19 protein-coding genes and 1 pseudogene are annotated in these 18,121 nt (G+C 64.6%); 7 read left to right on the top strand and 13 right to left on the bottom strand.

The genetic code is table 11. The annotated features are described in order from the left end of the window. Positions 1-48: 48 nt before the first annotated feature. The 10 genes and pseudogenes from PZ895_RS19185 to PZ895_RS19140 all read right to left on the bottom strand — a co-directional run bounded on the left by PZ895_RS19185 (position 49) and on the right by PZ895_RS19140 (position 10,395). A complete protein-coding gene (locus PZ895_RS19185; protein ID WP_275840582.1) occupies positions 49-1,389 on the bottom strand; it encodes a sigma-54 dependent transcriptional regulator in 1,341 nt (446 codons plus the stop codon). A 4-nt stretch (positions 1,390-1,393) separates the two neighbouring features. After that, on the bottom strand, positions 1,394-2,839 hold the full coding sequence (locus tag PZ895_RS19180) for a HAMP domain-containing sensor histidine kinase (protein ID WP_275840581.1): 1,446 nt from the start codon (positions 2,837-2,839) through the stop codon (positions 1,394-1,396). A gap of 39 nt (positions 2,840-2,878) precedes the next feature. Further along, a complete protein-coding gene (gene mnhG / locus PZ895_RS19175; RefSeq protein WP_275840580.1) occupies positions 2,879-4,162 on the bottom strand; it encodes a monovalent cation/H(+) antiporter subunit G in 1,284 nt (427 codons plus the stop codon). Then, positions 4,162-4,458, bottom strand: a complete 297-nt coding sequence (locus tag PZ895_RS19170; protein WP_275840579.1) for a monovalent cation/H+ antiporter complex subunit F — start codon at positions 4,456-4,458, stop codon at positions 4,162-4,164. Before PZ895_RS19170 ends, mnhG begins: the two co-directional genes overlap by 1 nt. After that, positions 4,455-4,790, bottom strand: a complete 336-nt coding sequence (locus PZ895_RS19165; protein ID WP_275840578.1) for a Na+/H+ antiporter subunit E — start codon at positions 4,788-4,790, stop codon at positions 4,455-4,457. Before PZ895_RS19165 ends, PZ895_RS19170 begins: the two co-directional genes overlap by 4 nt. Next, positions 4,787-6,292, bottom strand: coding sequence for a Na+/H+ antiporter subunit D (locus PZ895_RS19160; protein ID WP_275840577.1), 1,506 nt, complete (start codon positions 6,290-6,292; stop codon positions 4,787-4,789). The genes PZ895_RS19165 and PZ895_RS19160 overlap by 4 nt, the downstream gene beginning before the upstream one ends. After that, positions 6,285-6,671: an NADH-quinone oxidoreductase subunit K gene (locus tag PZ895_RS19155; protein ID WP_275840576.1), complete on the bottom strand. Its 387-nt coding sequence runs from the start codon at positions 6,669-6,671 to the stop codon at positions 6,285-6,287. The genes PZ895_RS19160 and PZ895_RS19155 overlap by 8 nt, the downstream gene beginning before the upstream one ends. Next, the gene (locus PZ895_RS19150; protein WP_275840575.1) at positions 6,668-7,072 is read right to left on the bottom strand and encodes an MnhB domain-containing protein; all 405 of its coding nucleotides are present in this window, start codon (positions 7,070-7,072) and stop codon (positions 6,668-6,670) included. Before PZ895_RS19150 ends, PZ895_RS19155 begins: the two co-directional genes overlap by 4 nt. 6 nt (positions 7,073-7,078) lie before the next feature. Beyond that, positions 7,079-9,397 carry a hydrogen gas-evolving membrane-bound hydrogenase subunit E gene (gene mbhE, locus PZ895_RS19145; RefSeq protein ID WP_275840574.1) on the bottom strand — a complete coding sequence of 773 codons (2,319 nt, stop codon included), beginning with the start codon at positions 9,395-9,397 and terminating at the stop codon, positions 7,079-7,081. 366 nt (positions 9,398-9,763) lie between these two features. Continuing rightward, positions 9,764-10,395, bottom strand: a pseudogene (locus tag PZ895_RS19140) (alpha/beta hydrolase). 308 nt (positions 10,396-10,703) lie between these two features. Here PZ895_RS19140 and PZ895_RS19135 point away from each other — a divergent pair. The 4 genes from PZ895_RS19135 to PZ895_RS19120 all read left to right on the top strand — a co-directional run bounded on the left by PZ895_RS19135 (position 10,704) and on the right by PZ895_RS19120 (position 13,133). After that, positions 10,704-11,828: an AMP-binding protein gene (locus PZ895_RS19135; protein ID WP_275840573.1), complete on the top strand. Its 1,125-nt coding sequence runs from the start codon at positions 10,704-10,706 to the stop codon at positions 11,826-11,828. Beyond that, positions 11,828-12,127, top strand: a complete 300-nt coding sequence (locus PZ895_RS19130; protein ID WP_345803540.1) for a class I adenylate-forming enzyme family protein — start codon at positions 11,828-11,830, stop codon at positions 12,125-12,127. The genes PZ895_RS19135 and PZ895_RS19130 overlap by 1 nt, the downstream gene beginning before the upstream one ends. A gap of 33 nt (positions 12,128-12,160) precedes the next feature. Next, positions 12,161-12,409, top strand: coding sequence for a hypothetical protein (locus PZ895_RS19125; RefSeq protein ID WP_275840571.1), 249 nt, complete (start codon positions 12,161-12,163; stop codon positions 12,407-12,409). Positions 12,410-12,476: 67 nt separating this feature from the next. Beyond that, entirely contained in the window at positions 12,477-13,133 is a 657-nt protein-coding gene (locus tag PZ895_RS19120; protein WP_275840570.1) for a TetR/AcrR family transcriptional regulator, read from the top strand. Here the strand turns inward: PZ895_RS19120 and PZ895_RS19115 are convergent. Beyond that, positions 13,099-13,593: an ATP-binding cassette domain-containing protein gene (locus PZ895_RS19115; RefSeq protein WP_275840569.1), complete on the bottom strand. Its 495-nt coding sequence runs from the start codon at positions 13,591-13,593 to the stop codon at positions 13,099-13,101. The genes PZ895_RS19120 and PZ895_RS19115 overlap by 35 nt on opposite strands. Next, a complete protein-coding gene (locus tag PZ895_RS19110; protein WP_275840568.1) occupies positions 13,590-13,880 on the bottom strand; it encodes a hypothetical protein in 291 nt (96 codons plus the stop codon). The genes PZ895_RS19115 and PZ895_RS19110 overlap by 4 nt, the downstream gene beginning before the upstream one ends. A 188-nt stretch (positions 13,881-14,068) precedes the next feature. Here PZ895_RS19110 and PZ895_RS19105 point away from each other — a divergent pair, with 188 nt between their 5' ends. Beyond that, on the top strand, positions 14,069-14,779 hold the full coding sequence (locus PZ895_RS19105) for a ribonuclease activity regulator RraA (RefSeq protein WP_275840567.1): 711 nt from the start codon (positions 14,069-14,071) through the stop codon (positions 14,777-14,779). 42 nt (positions 14,780-14,821) lie between these two features. Here PZ895_RS19105 and PZ895_RS19100 read toward each other — a convergent pair whose 3' ends face one another. After that, positions 14,822-15,298, bottom strand: coding sequence for a DUF6074 family protein (locus PZ895_RS19100; RefSeq protein ID WP_275840566.1), 477 nt, complete (start codon positions 15,296-15,298; stop codon positions 14,822-14,824). Positions 15,299-15,330: 32 nt separating this feature from the next. Between PZ895_RS19100 and xylB the strand changes: the two genes are divergently transcribed. After that, positions 15,331-16,779, top strand: a complete 1,449-nt coding sequence (gene xylB / locus PZ895_RS19095; protein WP_275840565.1) for a xylulokinase — start codon at positions 15,331-15,333, stop codon at positions 16,777-16,779. A 3-nt stretch (positions 16,780-16,782) separates the two neighbouring features. Beyond that, complete coding sequence (xylA, locus tag PZ895_RS19090) at positions 16,783-18,108, top strand: xylose isomerase (RefSeq protein ID WP_275840564.1); 1,326 nt, start codon at positions 16,783-16,785, stop codon at positions 18,106-18,108. Positions 18,109-18,121: the final 13 nt, after the last annotated feature.

Genomic DNA, 18,121 nt, shown 5'->3' with positions numbered 1-18,121 from the left:
GCCCAAACCTCAGGGAAAGCAAGCGTTTCGATGCGGCTTTCGAAACGCCTATTCGTCAATGCCATTGATCTTCAGCTTGCGCATCTTTTCCCAAAGGGTCGAGCGAGAGATGCCGAGACTGGCGGCGGCCGCTTTCGGCGACCCGCCCGCCTGAGCGAGCGCTGCCATTATGTGCTCGCGCTCGGCGGCATCGCGCACATCGGATAGGGAAATATCGGCATTCGTATCTGGAGAACTTTCCGTGCTCATTGGCGAAACGCCATCGGGGAAGAGGTCGATTTCCGACAAAGACATGCCATTGCCCAGGGCGATCGCCCGATCGACGCGGTTGATGAGTTCGCGAATGTTTCCCGCCCATCTGTGTCTCAAGGCAGCCTGACGCGCTGCCGCGTCGATCGTCACGTCCCCATGTCCGAGCCTTGCAGCGGCGGCCGCAACGAAATGTTCGAGCAGGGAGACGATTTCCTCGCGGCGATCTCGAAGCGGCGGGAGCTTGCAGGTAACGACATTGATGCGGAACCACAAATCCTCGCGGAACGCCTCGCTGGCGACGAGCGCTTCCATATCCTTGTTGGTGGCGCAGACGATGCGGGCGTCGAATCTGCGCGTCTCGCTTCCTCCCAGCCGGCGATATTCCCGCGTCTCGAGAACGCGCAGCAACTTCACCTGCAAGAGTGGCGCCAGATCACCGATCTCGTCGAGGAAGAGGGTTCCGTCCGCCGCCTCTTCGAGATAGCCGCGATGCGGCGCGGATGCCCCGGTGAATGCCCCCCGCTCGTGACCGAACAGCATCGAATCGGCAAGTTCGGATGGAAGCGCCCCGCAATTGACGGGGACGAAAGGGCGTTCCTTGCGCGGGCCGGCCTCATGCACGTATCGGGCCGCGAGTTCCTTTCCGGTGCCCGTCTCCCCGAGAAGGAGCACCGGCAGGTCGATCCCCGCGGCGCGTGCGAGCGTGGCGCCGATCTTGCGCATGACGGCGCTGCCACCGAAAGGATTGCCGGAACCGGCCGCCCGATTCGCCTGCTGATCGCCGATGCTGCGCAAGGTCTCGATCAGCACATCGAGGTCGAACGGCTTGCTCACATAGTCGAGCGCGCCGTTGCGCACCAGACGCACGGCCTGGTCGATATCGCCATAGGCGGTCATGAAGATGACCGGGATCATGCCGAAGCTGGAGAAATGTTGCCGCATCACGGTTTCGCCGTCGCCGTCGGGCAGGCGAATGTCGGACAGGATGATGTCCGGCGCCGTTTCCCGAAGCGCGGCATGGGCTTCACCGGCCGATCGCGCCCATCGGACCTTGAAGCCTTCGAGTTCCAGTCGCTGGCGCAGCGACATGCCGAGCGTCTCGTCGTCCTCGACCACCAATATCCGGCCTGCCGTCATCGCTTCATGCCTTGCCCGCTTCCTCGCGCGCAGCCGCGAGCGTCAACCGCACCATCGTTCCCATGCCCTCTTCGCTGCGGATGGACAGATCCGCGCCGATCCGTTCGACGAGGCTGGCGACAATCCAGATGCCGATGCTGCGTTCCATCGGAATGTCGTCGAGGCGTCCCGATACGATGGCGGCGACGAAATCGGGCGACATGCCCGGTCCTTCGTCCGCTACGCTCACCACCACCGTCCGGGCGACGGCGCCATGTGCGAAACCGACGGTAACGGTGGCACCGCGCGGTGAAGCCCGAACGGCATTGAGTATCAGATTGATGAGGATTTGTCGCAACGCGTCCGCGTCGATCTGGATATGCGCGGTCTCGTCGAGATTCCAGGCGAGGCCGACACCCGCCCGTCTCGCCTCCGGTGCGATGAGCAACTCGAGATCGCGGATGTCGCGCGCCGAAACCAGTTTGCTGCCCGAGCGTCGCCGATAGGTTGACAGCGTCACATCGACGACGCGGCCGATGCTGTCGAGACCGTTCTCCAGAAAGGTCAGCGTTTCTTCCCGGACGTCCGCCCGGTCGCCGAAGCGCCTCAGAGTGGAGACGCCGTTCTTGAGCCCGGCCAGCGGATTGCGCACTTCATGCGCGATGCTGGCGACCATGCGCGCCAGGAGGCCGTCGCGCTCCTGCTGCGCCATCTGTTCGAGTATGGACACGCGCTGCGCCTCGGACTGCTCGCGAAGCGCCAACGCGGTCTCCAGTTGCCGCAACTCGTCACCGCGGCGCCACTCGGCTGTCGCAGGCGCGTCGTCAGCCTGGTCGGCGAGTCGATCGATGAACTGGTCGAGAGGGGACAGCGCCCGCCGCGTCACCGCATAGGCGGCGAGGGCGGCGATGATCGCCACCAGGATGTCCACACCAACCGCGACGCCGGAAACCACGCTGGCCGTCTCCTCGATCGGCGTGGTGTCGAACGTCGCTGCCAGCAGAAGGGGTCGCTCATTGACCCCGTAGCTGCGGACGACAAGCAGGAGGGATCGCTCGGGCACCGTCGTGACGCTGACATCGTCGGGTGCCAGCGTTTGTGCCTGATCAAGCGCGCCGGCAAGCAGATCGTCATCGCTCTCGCTCAGAACGACCGTGCGCACGGCGCCGGTCTGATCGGTCCAGCGGGCGGCAATCGCTTCTTCGAGGAGCGCGGTGCGAAACAAGAGCGACGCCGCCAGTTGCTCGCGAACGGTGCTCGGCGCATCTTCCTCGCCGATCTCGGCCGCAATGTTGCCCGCGACGGCATCGAGGAAGACCAATGCCTGGTCTCGAAGGCCCGTCTCGTTGCTCGACCGCAAGACCATGACGCCGATCTGCGTCGTTCCCACGGCCACCAGAAACATCGCGATCGCCACGAACAGCGGCAACGCGACGTAAAGAGGCAGCTTCGGGCGCAAGGAGGTCCGCATATCCAATTGCATTAAGCCGATTGGAGGTCGGCCGACCAGCTATTTCGCGTCAGCGTTGCCGAGATCCGGTTCCATGATCAGCACGTCACCGTCCATGCCGGGCGTGATGCGGTTGCGCCAGTGGCTCCCGAACCAACTGGTGCGGAGCGGCCGCGGCGTACGGCCGAGCACCACGGCCCGAACGCCCTCGATGTCGGGCGGAATGGCGCACTCGCCACCTGTCGACGAACGCAGGATATATGCGCATCCGAAGCGCCTCGCGATCTGGGCGATTTCAGGATGACCGGCTTCGCCATCGAGGACGTGGACGAGCGTGGCGACGTCCCAAATCCCATTGAGCAGAGCCCATTCGACAAGCGCCGGAAGGTGATCCTCGCCGCCATCGCGGACGACAAGCGTGCGTGCCGCCTCGGGCAGCAGCTCGCCTGCGACGAACAGGACCGGTCCGCGATGGCAGTCCGGCAGGCGCAGCAATCCATCGGGCTCCCAGGTCGTCAATTCCTGCCGACCCTCCACCTGATGGTGGAACCAGCCTTCGCAAGGCAGCACGAGAAGCGTCTCGCCGGGCTGTGCAGCGCATTGCAGGAGATGATCCGGGTCGCCTTCGTCGTAATTGAGGATCGGATCGACCTTCGCCTTCTCGGTACACGCCTTGAGTTCGCGGATCGCGCCGCTGGCACGCTCCCGGATCAACCGCCGCATCTGATGCTGGTCGGCCGAGTATTCGATGGCATGGGTGTCGATGAGGACATGCGCTGAGAGATGCGCACCGCTCCTCTCGGCGATGGCGCAGGCCCGTTCCGTTACCGGCCGCACATGTCCGTCGATGACCGCGAAACGCACCGCCGTCATGGCAGGCAGGACGAGCATCTCGTTCTGAGGCCGGACCTGGGGCCGCTGCGGCCTGGTCGGCAGTTCGGTCCCGGCCCCGCTCGCGTCCGCCCCTTCCTTCGGTTCCGTGGACGTCCAGCGCATCCGTTCGTCAAGCGACTGGCTCGAGCGATTCAACACGCCATCGAGTGCATCGTCTCCCGCCAGTGCCAGCCGCGCGCCAGATACGTAGGAGGCGCGGCCAAGGAGGTGACCGGCGACGGGCACGGTCAGGAGCAGGAAAACCACCGTGAAAAGGCCGAGCACCGTCGCGTCGAGAGCTCCATGCGCGATGACGCTGCCGATGATGACGAGGCCGGCTCCGAGCGTGCCGGCCTTCGTGGCCGCGTGCATACGCTGAAACGGATCGGACAGTCGCATGACGCCAAGGGCGGCAATGCACAGGAATGCCACGCCGGCGAGCTTGAACAGGATCGAAAGGATCGACAGCATCACTGGTCCTCCTCCTTCTGCTTCTTCTCGAGGAGCGCCGAGAGCGAGCAGGTCGCAAGGAAGCCGATCAGTGCGATTCCGAAGGCGATGTCGAGAAACTCGCGACGACCGGTCACGATCATGGTCAGCGCCGCGATGGCGACGGCGATACCGGTCAGCATGTCGAGCGCGACGAAGCGGTCGGCATAGCCGGGGCCGGTCATCATGCGGACCGCGGCGAGGGTGAGCGGCACCATCAGCACCGCAATCAGGATGGCGGCGAAAGTCGAGAGAAAGCCGTCGAAAAACTCGATCATCCTTCGATCTCCTTGATACGCGTCTCGAACGTGTTCTTGATGTTTTCGACGACCGCATCGGGGTTTGGCGCATCGAGAACATGGACGTAGAGGGTGTCGAGATCCTCGCTGACGTGGAGCGAGGTCGTTCCGGGGGTGAGGCTGACGCAATTGGCCAGCGTGGTGATCCCGGCCTTGCTGCGCAGATCGAGCGGCACCGCGATGATTGCCGGCCTCAAGGCCGAACTGTCGCCGAGCACCTGACGCGCGACGGCAACGGACGAAAGCACCAGTTCCCTGACAAAGACCGCACCCAGGATGGCGGTCTGGCCTACACGACTGAAGATGGTCACGGCGTTACTCCTGCGGTTTGAGTTCCGTCGAAGAAGGCTCCGATGAACTGCGTCCGGTCGCCCATGCTTTCGGCCGCGAGGTTCGAGAAGGCGACAAGGGGCTCGGGGTTGAATCCAATGGCAAGGGTGATGATGCCCAGCACCGCGACCGGGGCGAGCATGGCCGCGGGCACCGGACGGGGGCGCAGTTCCCGGACCGGCGCTTTCCAGAACGCCTCGATCCAGATTTTGCTCATCGAGAAGATCGTCAGAAGGCCCACGAAGAGAGCGACGGCGGCAAGCCAGGCCGCTTCGCCCTGGAACGAGGCATCGACCACCATGAACTTGGCCCAAAAGCCCGACAGCGGCGGAATGCCGGCCAGCGACAGCGCCGGAATGGCGAAGAGCACGGCCAGCATGGGCGAAGACTTCATCAGGCCGCCCGACTTTCGCAGATCGAACGATCCGGTCGCACGGTGGATCGCGCCGGCGACGAAGAACAGGTTCGCCTTCACCACGATATGGTGGATGATGTAGAAGACGGCGCCTGCCAGAGCCAGCGGCGTCGCGATGGCGAGGCCCAGCATGATGTAGCCGATCTGGCTGATGATGTGGAACGACAGGATGCGCCTGACGTCCCACTGGACGGCCGCTCCAAAGACGCCGAACAGCATGGTGCCGGCGGCGAACAAGGCGATCAGCGGCTTGAGCGTTCCGTCGTCGACCTCGAACAGGAGGGTGAAGACGCGGAACAGCGCGTAGACGCCTACCTTGGTCAGCAGGCCCGCAAAGACCGCCGAAACGATGATGGACGCCGTGTGATAGGACGCCGGCAGCCAGAAGAACATCGGGAAGAAACCCGCCTTGATGCCGAAGGCCAGCAGGAACATCATTGCCGACAAGGTCAGCGCGGCGGAAGGCTCCGTCTGCGGCAGAACCATCGCGAGATCGGCCATGTTCAATGTGCCCGTCGCGCCATAAAGCAGCCCGATCGCCATCAGGAACAAGATGGTCGAGAACAGGTTCAGGACGGCGTATTTGATCGCGCCGTCGATCTGGGCGCGCGTGCGGTCGAGGGTGATGAGACCGAGCGTCGCGATCAGCATCACCTCGAACCAGACATAGAGATTGAAGATGTCGCCGGTCAGGAAGGCGCCGTTGACGCCGATCAGCAATCCCATGAAGAGCGGGTAGAACCCGGATCTCACCTGCCGCTTGCGCAGGTCCGCCATCGCGAACACCAGCGCGCACAGCGCCAGCAAGCTCGAGATCGCGACCATGGCCGCGCTGAACCGGTCGGCGACGAAGACGATGCCGAAAGGCGGCATCCAGTTCCCGAACGACTTGGTTACGATGTCGTCGGCCATCACCGCATTGACGAGAGCCAGCGCGGCGCCGAGCGTCAGCACCATGGTGGCGAGCGCGACGACGCGCTGCACTTGCGGCCGTGCGTGGAAGACGGCTGCGAGCGCCGCTCCTGCCAGGGGCAGGATGACCGGCCACAGAAGAAGCGTGTCAGACATTGTCGGCGGCCTCCGCGTCGAATGGCGAGCCCAGAGCCTCGGCATCGTTCTGTTCGTCGGTAAAGACCGAACCGATCGCGTAGTATGCCTTGAGCACAAGGGCGGCCGCGAAAGCGACGAGCGCGAAGCCGATCACGATGGCCGTCAGGATGAGCGCCTGGGGCAGGGGGTTCGCGGAGCCTTCGCCAAGCATCTGCGTTCCCTGCTGGATCACCGGCGGGGCGGCGAATTGCAGGCCGCCGGCCACGAAGATCAGAAGGTTAGCCGCGGTCGACAAAAGGACGACGGCGAACAGGATGCGCATGACGTGACGCGACAGGAGGAGGTAGACGCCGGCTCCCATCTGGGCGGCGATGGCGAAAGCGTAGATCAGGCTCACTGCTCCACTCCTTCATAAAAACGGAAAACGAGGGAAAGCACGCCGCCGATGACGACCATGAAGACGCCGATGTCGAAGGCGGTCGCCGTGCCGACATGCGCGGAGCCGAGTTCGACCCACCAGTGCGTCAAGAACGATCCGTGCGAGACGAGCCCCGGCAGACCGCTGAGGAAAGACAGGAACAGACCAGCGCCGATCAGCACCATCGGATGGACGATCAGCGCCTTGCGCGCGGTCTTCACGCTGTCTGCCAGCGCCAGCAGCGCGAAGGCGAGCGCGGCGAACAGGCCGCCGATAAAGCCTCCGCCCGGTTCGTTGTGGCCGCGGAAAAGCATGTAGACCGAGGCGAGGAGCATCAGCACGAAGAACAGGCGTGACATGGTTGAAAAGATGACGGACATGGCCGCTCACTCCTTGTTTCGCGCAGGTTTCAGGGCGCCGCGCAGCAGACCCCACGCGGCGATGGTGGCAAGCGCCACGACGGCGATCTCGCCGAGCGTGTCGATGGCGCGGTAGTCGACCAGGATGACGTTGACGACGTTGCGGCCATAGGCTTCGAGATAGCTCGTCTCGCCGAAATAGTCGGACAGGCGCAGGTCGATCGGCGTGACGCCGATGGACGCCACCGCGATGAACATCATGACGGCGAAGCCGGTGGCGATCAGGCCGTCGCGGCGGCGCTCGGGCCCTGTGCGCGAATGCCGGCGTCGCGACGGCAGCTTGAGGAGAACCGCCGTCATAAGGATCACGATCAGCGTTTCGACGGCGATCTGCGTCAGGGCGAGATCGGGCGCGCCGTTGAGCATGAATATCAGGGCGGAACCGAAGCCGACGATGCCGACGGAGACAAGCCCTGCGATCAGCGAGCGTACGAAGATCGTGCCGGCGGCGCCGACGACCGTCAGGAGAAGCACCAGCGTCACGGACAAGCGGATGCCGCCTTCGCTCGCCAGGAAGTCGCTCGATGGAGCGGACAGGAACGCGAATGCCAGCCCCGCGATGATGGTCAGGATCACGAGGGTCGTGTAGCGGTGCTGATCCCCGTTCTGCAACGTCCGCGTGGACAGGCGGGCGGCTCCCAGGACACCGTCGAGGGCGCCGTGATAGAAGCGATCGCCAAGCCATGCATAGAGATTGTCGTAGCGGCGCAAAAGGTTGTGGATTCGCGTCCACTGAACCACGATCACGGCGCCGATCGAGACGACGAGGATCGACAGGACAAGCATCGGCGTCAGCCCGTGCCAGAGCTGGAAGGATACGTCGATCGGCTGGCCATAGAGCGCGGAGGCGGCCGGGCCGATGAGCCATTGCGCGGCCGGCGCCGGCACCAGGCCAATCAGGATGCCGCCGGCAGCCAGCAGCAGCGGGCCGAGCAGCAGGCCTGGCGTCTCGCCGTGGTGAATTTCGGTGACGCGCTCCGGCTTGAAGTAGAAGGGACGGATCGACACGACGCCGGCCACGCCCACCATGACAGCGTTCACCAGGACGGCCGCCGCCACGGGCAGGATGTTCCAGTCATTGGCGAGTTGGGCCTCGAAGAGATATTCCTTGGAGATGAAACCGACGAAGGGCGGCAGGCCGGCCATGGACAGGCTGGCGAGCACGGCTGCGACGGCCGTGGCCGGCAGGAAACGCGCCAGTCCGCCCAGCTTGCGCAAGCCCGCTTCACCCGTCGCGTGGATGGCCGTGCCGGCGCAAAAGAACAGCGCAGCCTTGTACAAGGCGTGAGCCAGGATGAATCCGACCGTGGCGACCGCCGCGACCTCGCCCGTCAGGCCGATCAGCATCACGAGAATGCCGAGCGAGGCGACGGTGGACTGAGCCAGCACCGCCTTGAAGCTTTCGGCGCGCAATGCCAGCAGCGCCGCGACGATCATGGTCAACGAACCGAAGATGACGAGAGTTTGCCCGAAGGCGGGCATATCGGCGAAAACGCCGTCGAAGCGCGCCAGCAGGAAGACGCCGAGCTTCACCATCGTGGCGGAGTGAAGATAGGCCGACGCCGGCGTCGGCGCGGCCATGGCGTTAGGCAGCCAGAAATGGAACGGGAACTGGGCGCTCTTGGTGAAGGCGCCGATCATGACCAGGACCGCGATCGCAGTCGCCCAGGGGCTCGCGACGAGTTCGTCGGATCGGGCCACCACTTCGGTGAAGGAGAAGGTGTCCATCGTCATGCCGATCACGAGGATGCCGGCGAACAGCACGAGGCCGCCGCCTCCGGTCACGATGAGCGACTGCAATGCGGACTTGCGCGCGGCTTCCTTGTGGCCGTCAAAGCCGATCAGCAGGAAGGAGGTAAGGCTCGTCAGTTCCCAGAATACGAACATGACGATGAGGTTGTCGGAGAGCACGGTTCCCAGCATGGCCGCCATGAACAGCATGATGAGGCTGAGAAACCGGCCGATCTCCGCGCTCGGCTTCTCGGCGAAATAGGCGCCGGCATATATCGTCACCAACGTTCCTATGCCGCTGATCAGCAGCGCAAAGAGCAGCGAGAAACCGTCGAGCCGGAAGGCAAGATCGACACCGAGCGAGGGCACCCAGGCCAGTTGCGCGATCATCACCTCGCCCCCGGCCACCGGGCCGATATGTGCAAAGATCGATGCGAAGATGACAAGCGGGACGAGGCTCATCACCCAGCCGGTGCCGCGACCCAGAAGAGACGCAGCCGGCGGCGCAATCGCTGCGCCTGCCAGTGCGACCAGTATGCTCCACTCAAAGCTCACGTCATGCCTTCCTCTTGCTGTTCACCATCACAGTGGCAAGAGGCGTGCCAGTTTCAAAAATGCTGCAAACCAAGCCCTTCGCAGCCAGACTGCCCGCAGCGCGTCCGGAAAGCCGAACACCTGGCATTCATTGTTCGGATTTCCGGACACGAAGATTCGGCTCGAGCAATGGAGGCAAGCTTCGCAAGGCAAAGGACGTCGAGGCAGCGGTGGACGGTCGCGCCGGTCTCGAACGCGCCTACCTCCCGGTGAAATTCGGCAGGCGCCCGTCGCGAAAGGCGTCGACCGCTTCCTGATGGTCGGCGGAGGCGTTCGAAATCGCCTCAAGCGCAAGACAGGTATCCATCATGTGGGCGGCGGACTGCTTCAGGCCGGGTTGCCCTTGTGTGCAAGGTCGCCGAGATAGGATTGCCAGAACCATTTCATGCCCGCGCCGGTGAGGACATGGCCTTCGGCGAACTGTGCCTGCGAGGCGCTGGCGCAACTCGCGTCGAGCGCCGGATAGATCAGCGCGAGATGGCGGATGCCCATGGCATATTTGCCGGCGACCATCGCCATCGCGCAGGCGATGTTGCCGCCGGCGCTGTCGCCGCAAAGCGCGATCCGCGTTCCGTCGAGACCGAGCGTAAGGGCTTCGCTGCGAAGCCAGCGCAAGGCCGCAAGGCCGTCCTCGATCTGGCCGGGAAAACGCGTTTCGGGGCGAGGCGATAGTCGACCGAGGCGACGGCGGCGCCCGACTTTTGGGCCAGTTCCCGGCAGATCGTGTCGTGCGTGTCGAGATCGCCCCAGACCCAGCCGCCGCCGTGGAGAAGAGGATCAGCGGCAGGCCGCGATCGGCGGACGGTCGATAGAGCCTGATCGCGATGTCTGCCCGCCCCGCGCCGGACGCGGCAAGCGCGCGCACTTCGGCGAGTTCGATACGGGCCGGGCCGGGCATTGCAGCATTCGCGGCCTGTCGCACCTTGAACATGGGCACGTGCGCGGGGGCGGGCGCACATGGTTGCGCGGGTCGGCGAGAAATCCCTCCAGGCGCGTATCCAGCGGCATCTTCCTGCCCTTGCAAACTTGTAAGTTTTGATACTTACGTACAAGTAGCTTTTGTTGGTTGTGAGAAGGTAGTTCGGTCGTCCCGTCCTGTAAAGCCGTTCTGCGGCATCGGAGGGTGTTACCGGGCTGGCGGCACGGCAGTGGCAGGGAGGCGCAATGCCTGCGCTTTTGAAGGATCGTCAGGACGCTCTGGTGCGGCGGCGCCCGCAATGGATCGCCCGCACGCTTCACGAGGAACTCGACGCTGCCGCCGAAAGCTTTGCCGAACGTCCCCCATGTCGTCACCGACGAATTCGCCTGGTCCTATGCGGACGTGAAGTCGCGGTCCGAAACGATCGCCGCCGGGCTCATGGCGGCAGGGGTTCGGGCCGGCGACCATGTGGCGATGGTGCTCGCCAACTATCCCGATTTCGTGGCGTTGACATATGCCATCTCGCGGGTGGGGGCGACTTGCGTCCCCATCAATTTCCTGAACCGGCGCGATGAACTCGGCTATGTGCTGAAGCAGTCGGACGCGGCCTTTCTCGTGACGATGGACCGCTTCCGAGACCTCGATTATCTCGCCGCGCTCGACGCACTGATGCCCGGCTGGGAAAAAGATGGCGGCGGCGTCGCCTTTCCGCGCCTGAAGTGCGTCGTGGTTTTTCCGACCGGCGACGAGCCTGTCCGGGCGGGCGCGGCGGATTTCACGCAGTTTCTGGCGGCGGGCTCTAACCCGACAAATTTTCCAGAGGTCGATCCGCAAAGCGTCAGCGACATCATCTACACGTCCGGCACGACCGGCGCGCCGAAAGGCGTGATGCTGATGCATGACATGCTGTTGCGCGCCGCATTCGGCAGCGCCTATTGCCGCGGCTTCGACGATGGCTGGCGCGTGACGTTCTCCCTGCCGATGTATCACGTCTACGGTTATGTGGAGGGACTTTTGACCGTGCCCTTCGTCGGCGGCGCGATCATCCCGCAAGTGCAGTTCAACCCGGCCGAAACGCTGCGCGCCATCGAGGCGCATGAGGCCGACGATGTGCTTCTGGTGCCGACGATGACGAGTGTAATCCTCGACGAGTTGCGCGCGCGGCCACGCAAGTTGCCTTCGCTTTGGGCCGTGATCTCTTCGGGCCAGCGCTCGCCGCAGGGCATCCTTCGGGAAATCTTCGACCTGATGACGCCCGACGAGGTGACGACCGGATACGGCATGACGGAGTTGACCGCGACGACGATGGCGACGCGCGCCGACGATCCGTTCGAGTGGCTCGCTTCCACCAATGGGCGGATGCGCGAGATCGGGCCGGCAGGGGAGCCGGACCTTGGCGCCGCCTCGTCGACTATCGCATCGTCGATCCCGAGACGGGCAAGGTGCTCGGGCCGGGTGAGGTTGGCGAGTTGATGGCCAAGGGGCCGGGCGTGACCAAAGGCTACTACAACAAGCCCGATGCGACGGCGGAAGCGTTCGACAAGGAGGGCTGGCTCCACACCGGCGATCTCGCGCGGTTCGATGTCGACGGCTACATGACGCTGGTCGGGCGGCGCAAGGAATCCTATCGCTGCGGCGGCGAGCAGGTAGGTGATGCCGACCGAGATCGAGGACGTGCTGACGGCGCATCCGGCCGTGCTTCAGGTGCATGTCGTGCCGGTGCCGGACAGGCGGATGGGCGAAGCGGGGGCGGTCTATGTCGTGCTGCGTGACGGCGTGCCGGTGACGCCGACGAACTCATCGCCTTGTGCGCCGACAGGCTGGCGCGCTTCAAGGTGCCGAAATATGTGCTGCCGACCCGGGCCGAAGACCTGCCCACGACCCCCTCGGGTCGCGCGCGCAAGTTCCTGCTTACCCAGCGCGCCATCACGACGCGGGCGATCGACAAATATGTCAAGCGGGAGCGGCGCTACGTGCGCCATGAGGTGACGGTCGTCGATGTCGAGACTGGCAAACTCTACATGACGGAAGTAAGGGACATCCTGTCGCTTTGAGGCGGGAATCGCGTAATCTGGGACAATGACCGTTCAGGACGTGGCCTTGGAAGGAAAAATGAAGCCGATGGCCGAGCAGCCCCAGGAGCGTCTCAAGATCCGCGACGAGGTCGCGGCGCTGAAGCGCGAGCGTACGGTCAGCGCGGCGGCCGACCTGTTCTACGAAAAGGGCTATGACAACACCACGCTCGACGAAGTCGCCGAGCGGCTGGGCGTCACCAAGCCCTTCATCTATGCCAATTTCGGTTCCAAGAGCGAGCTTCTGGCCGAAATCTGCGAACGCGGAGTTCGCGCGGCGCTCGACGAGATCGAGGGCGTGCTGTCCGAAGACCTCGGACCAACGGACAGCTTGCGGCTGTTCGGCCGGCGCTATGTGACCTCGATCCTGATGAACCAGAAGAACATCGCGATCTATACGCGCGAGGAAAAGAACCTCGAACCATCCGATGCAAGGCGCCTTGGCGAGATGCGCCGCCTTTTCTTCGCGCAGGTGGCGAGCCTGTTGCAGGCGGGGTCCGACGCGGGCGAGTTCGATCTGGAGGATGCCAAGATGGGCGCGCTCGCGATCGGCGGCGCGGTGAGCTGGTCGACATTCTGGTACAAGCCCGACGGCCGGCTGGAAGTGGCGGGCATCGCCTCCGAGATGACGCGGCTGATCCTTGGCATCGCCGGCGCCAAACGCACTCCGATCAAGCGCAAGCCGGTCGAGGCCGCGGCAAGCTGAGTCCTATTCGTCGGCGCCGAGATAGGCGGCGATCACGGCGGGATCGGACCGGACCGCGCGCCCGCGCTTCGGCCTCCGCTTCTTCCGTGCGCGTCGCCGCGCTGCGGAACATGCCTTGCAGCAGGCCCGACGAACCCTTGAGATAGGCGCCGACGAGAAGATTCTGAAGGACCGTCAGACCCGAGAACAGCGCCAGGTTCTGAAAGGTGCGCGCGATGCCGTGGCGGGCGATGTGGTGCGCCTTCAGGCCGGTGATGGCCTCGCCATCGAAACGGACCGCGCCTTCGGTCGGCTTGTACATGCCGGTCACGCAATTGAACATCGTCGTCTTGCCGGCACCGTTGGGGCCGATGAGAGCCGTCACATTGCCTTCATCGAGCGTGAAGGAAACGTCGTCGAGGGCGACGATGCCCTGAAAGCGCAGGTGAAGCGCATTGATCTCGAGAAGCGGCCGGGTCATGCGGGCGCTCCTTCGCCGGCCGCGCGTTCCGCGCCAAGATAGGACTCGCGAATGGCGTCGCTCGCGGCGACTTCCGCCGCCGTGCCCGAGATGGCGATCCGGCCCCGATCCAGCACATAGGCATGTTCGGCAAAGCCAAGCGCGATCTTGGCGTTCTGTTCGACGATGAGCATGGAGGAGCCGAAGAGTTCGCGCACTTTTTTCAGTTCCTCATAGATCGAGCGGACAAGGAGCGGGGCGAGGCCGAGCGACAATTCGTCGACCAGCAGAAGTTGCGGGCGTCCCAACTCGCCTGCCATCCTCATAAACAAAATTTTTTACTCATGAGTATTTTGTAAGAGTATACGGTATTTTGTTTTTTGCGGGGGTTGGCGCCGGAGCGAAACGGCATCGGCACGATCGCAATATCGGATTCCACTTTGCGCTTCGATGTTCTAGACGAAGGGCGAAACAGAGACTTCAGGGAGTTTGGGGCATGGCATTGGATCAGGCGGCAATCGAGACGCTGAAGGGCGTTTCAACGGCGACGCTCACCACGGTTCTGTTGAAGAAGGGGCTGCGCAATGTGTGGATGCGCGGCACAAAGCCCCTGCGTCCCGGCCAGCCGCGCTCGGTCGGCCCGGCCTTCACCTTCCGCTTCGTGCCCGCGCGCGAGGATCTTGCGACGCCGGCAAGCTGGGGTTCGCCGATCTCGACGCGCGCCGCCATCGAGGCGATGCCGGAAGGCGCGATCGCGGTCATCGACGGACAGGGCGTGACGGATGCGGGCGTCTTCGGCGACATCCTCGTCTCGCGCATGGCCAAGCGCGGCGTCGCCGCCATGGTGACGGACGGCGTGGTGCGCGACCTTGCTGGCGTCCTCGGTGCGAATTTTCCGGTCTGGTGCAATGGCGTCGCGGCCTCGCCCTCGGTGGCCGGGCTGACCTTCGTCAACTGGCAGGAGCCGATCGGCTGCGGCGGCGTCGCGGTGTTCCCGGACGATGTGATCGTCGTCGACGATGATGGCGCCGTCGTCATTCCCGCGGCGCTGCTGGACGAGGTTCTGACTGAGGCACCCGAGCAGGAGCGCATGGAAGCCTGGATCATGGAAGAGGTCGAGCGCGGCGTCGCGCTGCCGGGCCTCTATCCGATGAATGCCGAGACCAAGGCCCGCTACGAAGCCTTTAAGGCCGGTTTGTCCGGGTAAGGCAACCTGCCGGGCGGCGGATGCGGGCGCCCGGCCTCTCCCTCAGCGCAACGAGATGATTTCGGCCATCCATGGCTCCGCGTCGCGGCGCGCGGCGATCGCCTGATCCACCTCGTGGAAGAACGCGCCGACGGCCTCATCCTGCGCAAGTTCCGGCAGGCCGAGGAGTTCCAGTTCGGCGAACATGGTCTGCGCCACCCTGCCTGCATAGCGGTCCGCGACGCGGTCGCTGCTGGCACGCTGCAACGCTGTGGCCACGGCCTCGATGCGTCCCTGCCGGCGCTCCATCGGAAACAGCCGGATTGCGGCGCTGGCCGCTTCTTCTTCGTTCAAACGCACGCTACCCATCCCCTCGGTCACGAAATGCAAGTCCGCCGGTGCGAATCGCCCGGCCTTGTCCGCATGATTGTCGCCTCGTGGTTGACGAGATGTTACCGCGCGGCTGGCGATGTGAGTTTCGGCCGCAGGTCGCGATTTATTGCGAGTTCCGAAAAAATTCGACTCGGCGGGGGCGATCAATCTGATATGAGTCCGTCCGGGAGGAATTCGCCATGTATCTCGGGCTCGATCTGGGCACGTCCGGTCTGAAGGCGCTGCTGGTCGATGGCGAGCAGAAGGCGGTCGCGTCGGCGACGGCCGAGCTTTCGGTCTCAAGGCCGCATGAAGGCTGGTCCGAGCAGGAGCCGGCCGACTGGATCGCTGCGGCCGAGGAAGCGATCGGCGCGCTCGTCCGCTCGCATCCCAGGCAAATGTCGGCACTGCGCGGCATCGGCCTTTCTGGCCAGATGCACGGCGCGACGCTTGTCGATGCGGCCGGCATGGTGCTGCGCCCCTCAATCCTCTGGAACGACACGCGCAGCCACGAAGAAGCGCGCGCGCTCGACGCCGATCCGCGCTTCCGGCAGATCACCGGCAACATCGTCTTTCCCGGCTTCACCGCGCCGAAGCTCGCCTGGGTCCGCGCCAACGAGCCGGAGATCTTCGACCGCGTGGCGAAGGTGCTGTTGCCGAAAGACTATCTGCGCCTCTGGCTCGCCGGCGAGACGATTTCGGACATGTCGGATTCGGCCGGAACGTCCTGGCTCGACGTCGCCAGCCGGCGCTGGTCGCCGGACCTTCTCGCGGCGACCGGCTTGGGCGAGCAGCACATGCCGAGCCTCGTCGAGGGCACCGCATCTGCCGGCAGGTTGCGCGGCGAACTTGCGGCGAAATGGGGGATGACGGGCCATGTCGTCATTGCCGGCGGAGCAGGGGACAATGCGGCCTCGGCCTGCGGGCTGGGCGTCGCGAAAGGCGGCGAGGCCTTCGTGTCGCTCGGCACGTCGGGCGTCGTCTTTGCCGCCACCGACGCCTATCTGCCGAACCCGCAAAGCGCGGTTCACACCTTCTGTCATGCGCTCCCCACGACATGGCACCAGATGGGTGTCATCCTTTCGGCGACGGACGGACTGAACTGGCTGGCCGGCGTCACCGGCGCGAAGCCGGCAGAATTGACGGGCGAACTCGGCGCCGAATTGCGCGCGCCGTCCGGCGTCACCTTCCTGCCCTACCTTTCCGGCGAGCGAACGCCGCACAACGATGCCACCATCCGCGGCGCCCTCATTGGCCTGTCGCACCAGAGCGACCGTGCGAGCCTGACGCAGGCGGTGCTCGAAGGTGTCGCCTTCGCGCTGCGCGACAATCTCGAAGCGCTGCGTTCCGCCGGAACGGAGCTTGCCTCCGTCATGGCGGTCGGCGGCGGTTCGCGCTCGCAACTCTGGCTGAAGACGATCGCCACAGTGCTCGGCATTCCGGTCGAGTTGCCCGCCGACGGCGATTTCGGCGCGGCCTTCGGTGCCGCGCGCCTCGGCCTCATCGCGGCGGAGAACGCCGAGCCGGATTCCGTCCTGACGCGGCCACGCATCGCCTCGACCATCGAACCCGATTACGCGCTGGCTTCTGCCTATGGGGACGCCTATGCGCGTTTCCGCGCGCTTTATCCTGCACTCAAAGGAGTTTGACCCATGAGCACCGGTTTCTTCGGCGATACCAAGCCGATCAGGTTCGAAGGCCCGCAATCGACGTCCGAACTCGCCTATCGGCACTACGATCCGGACGAGGTCGTGCTCGGCAAGCGGATGGAGGACCATCTGCGCTTCGCCGTCGCCTACTGGCACTCCTTCGCCTGGCCGGGCGGCGACCCGTTCGGCGGGCAGACCTTCGAACGGCCCTGGTTCCCAAAAGAGGGTTCGGCGGACACGATGGAAGCGGCCAGGATGAAGGCCGACGTCGCCTTCGAAATGTTCCAGCTTCTCGGTGCGCCCTTCTACTGCTTCCACGATGCGGATGTGCGCCCCGAGGGCGCGACGCTCAGGGAGAGCATCTCGCGGCTCGACGAGATCGGCGATGTGTTCGCGAAGAAGCAGGAAGAGACCGGCGTCAAGCTGCTCTGGGGCACCGCCAACCTCTTCTCGCACCGCCGCTACATGGCGGGCGCTGCGACCAATCCGGACCCGGACGTCTTCGCCTATGCGGCCGCGACGGTGAAGAGTTGCGTCGACGTCACCAAGCGGCTCGGCGGTCAAAACTATGTGCTGTGGGGCGGGCGCGAGGGTTACGAGACGCTGCTGAACACCGACATGAAGCGCGAGCGCGAGCAGGCGGGCAGATTCCTGTCGCTCGTCGTCGACTATGCGAAGAAGATCGGCTTTTCCGGCACGATCCTGATCGAGCCGAAGCCGCAGGAGCCGACCAAGCACCAGTATGATTTCGACGTTGCGACCGTCTACGGGTTCCTCAAGGATTTCGGGCTGGAGAAGGAGGTGAAGGTCAATATCGAGCAAGGCCACGCCATCCTCGCCGGCCATTCCTTCGAGCACGAACTGGCCCTTGCCGGCGCGCTCGGCATCTTCGGTTCGATCGACATGAACCGGAATGACTACCAGTCCGGCTGGGACACCGACCAGTTTCCCAACAACGTGCCGGAAATGGCGCTCGCCTATCTCGAGGTGCTGAAGGCCGGCGGTTTCACGACGGGCGGCACCAATTTCGACGCCAAGCTGCGCCGCCAGTCGCTCGACCCGGTCGACCTTCTCGCAGCCCATGTCGGTGGCATGGATTGCTGTGCGCGCGGCCTGAAGGCGGCGGCGAGGATCATCGAGGACAAGGCGCTCTCCGCGCCGCTCGAGAAGCGCTATGCAGGCTGGTCCGACCCGGATGCGAAGAAGATGCTCGACGGCTCGTATTCGCTTGCGGAGATCTCGACCAGGGCGCTCGATGCGAACCTCGACCCGCAGCCCGTTTCGGGACGGCAGGAGCGGTTGGAGAACGTCGTCAACCGTTACGTCTAGCGGCGCGGAAGGA

Origin of the sequence: Mesorhizobium sp. YIM 152430, assembly GCF_029210365.1 — a bacterium.
Lineage (GTDB): Bacteria > Pseudomonadota > Alphaproteobacteria > Rhizobiales > Rhizobiaceae > Aliihoeflea.
The sequence above is the reverse complement of the archived record's forward strand: the minus strand, read 5'-3'. Positions and strand labels throughout refer to the sequence as shown.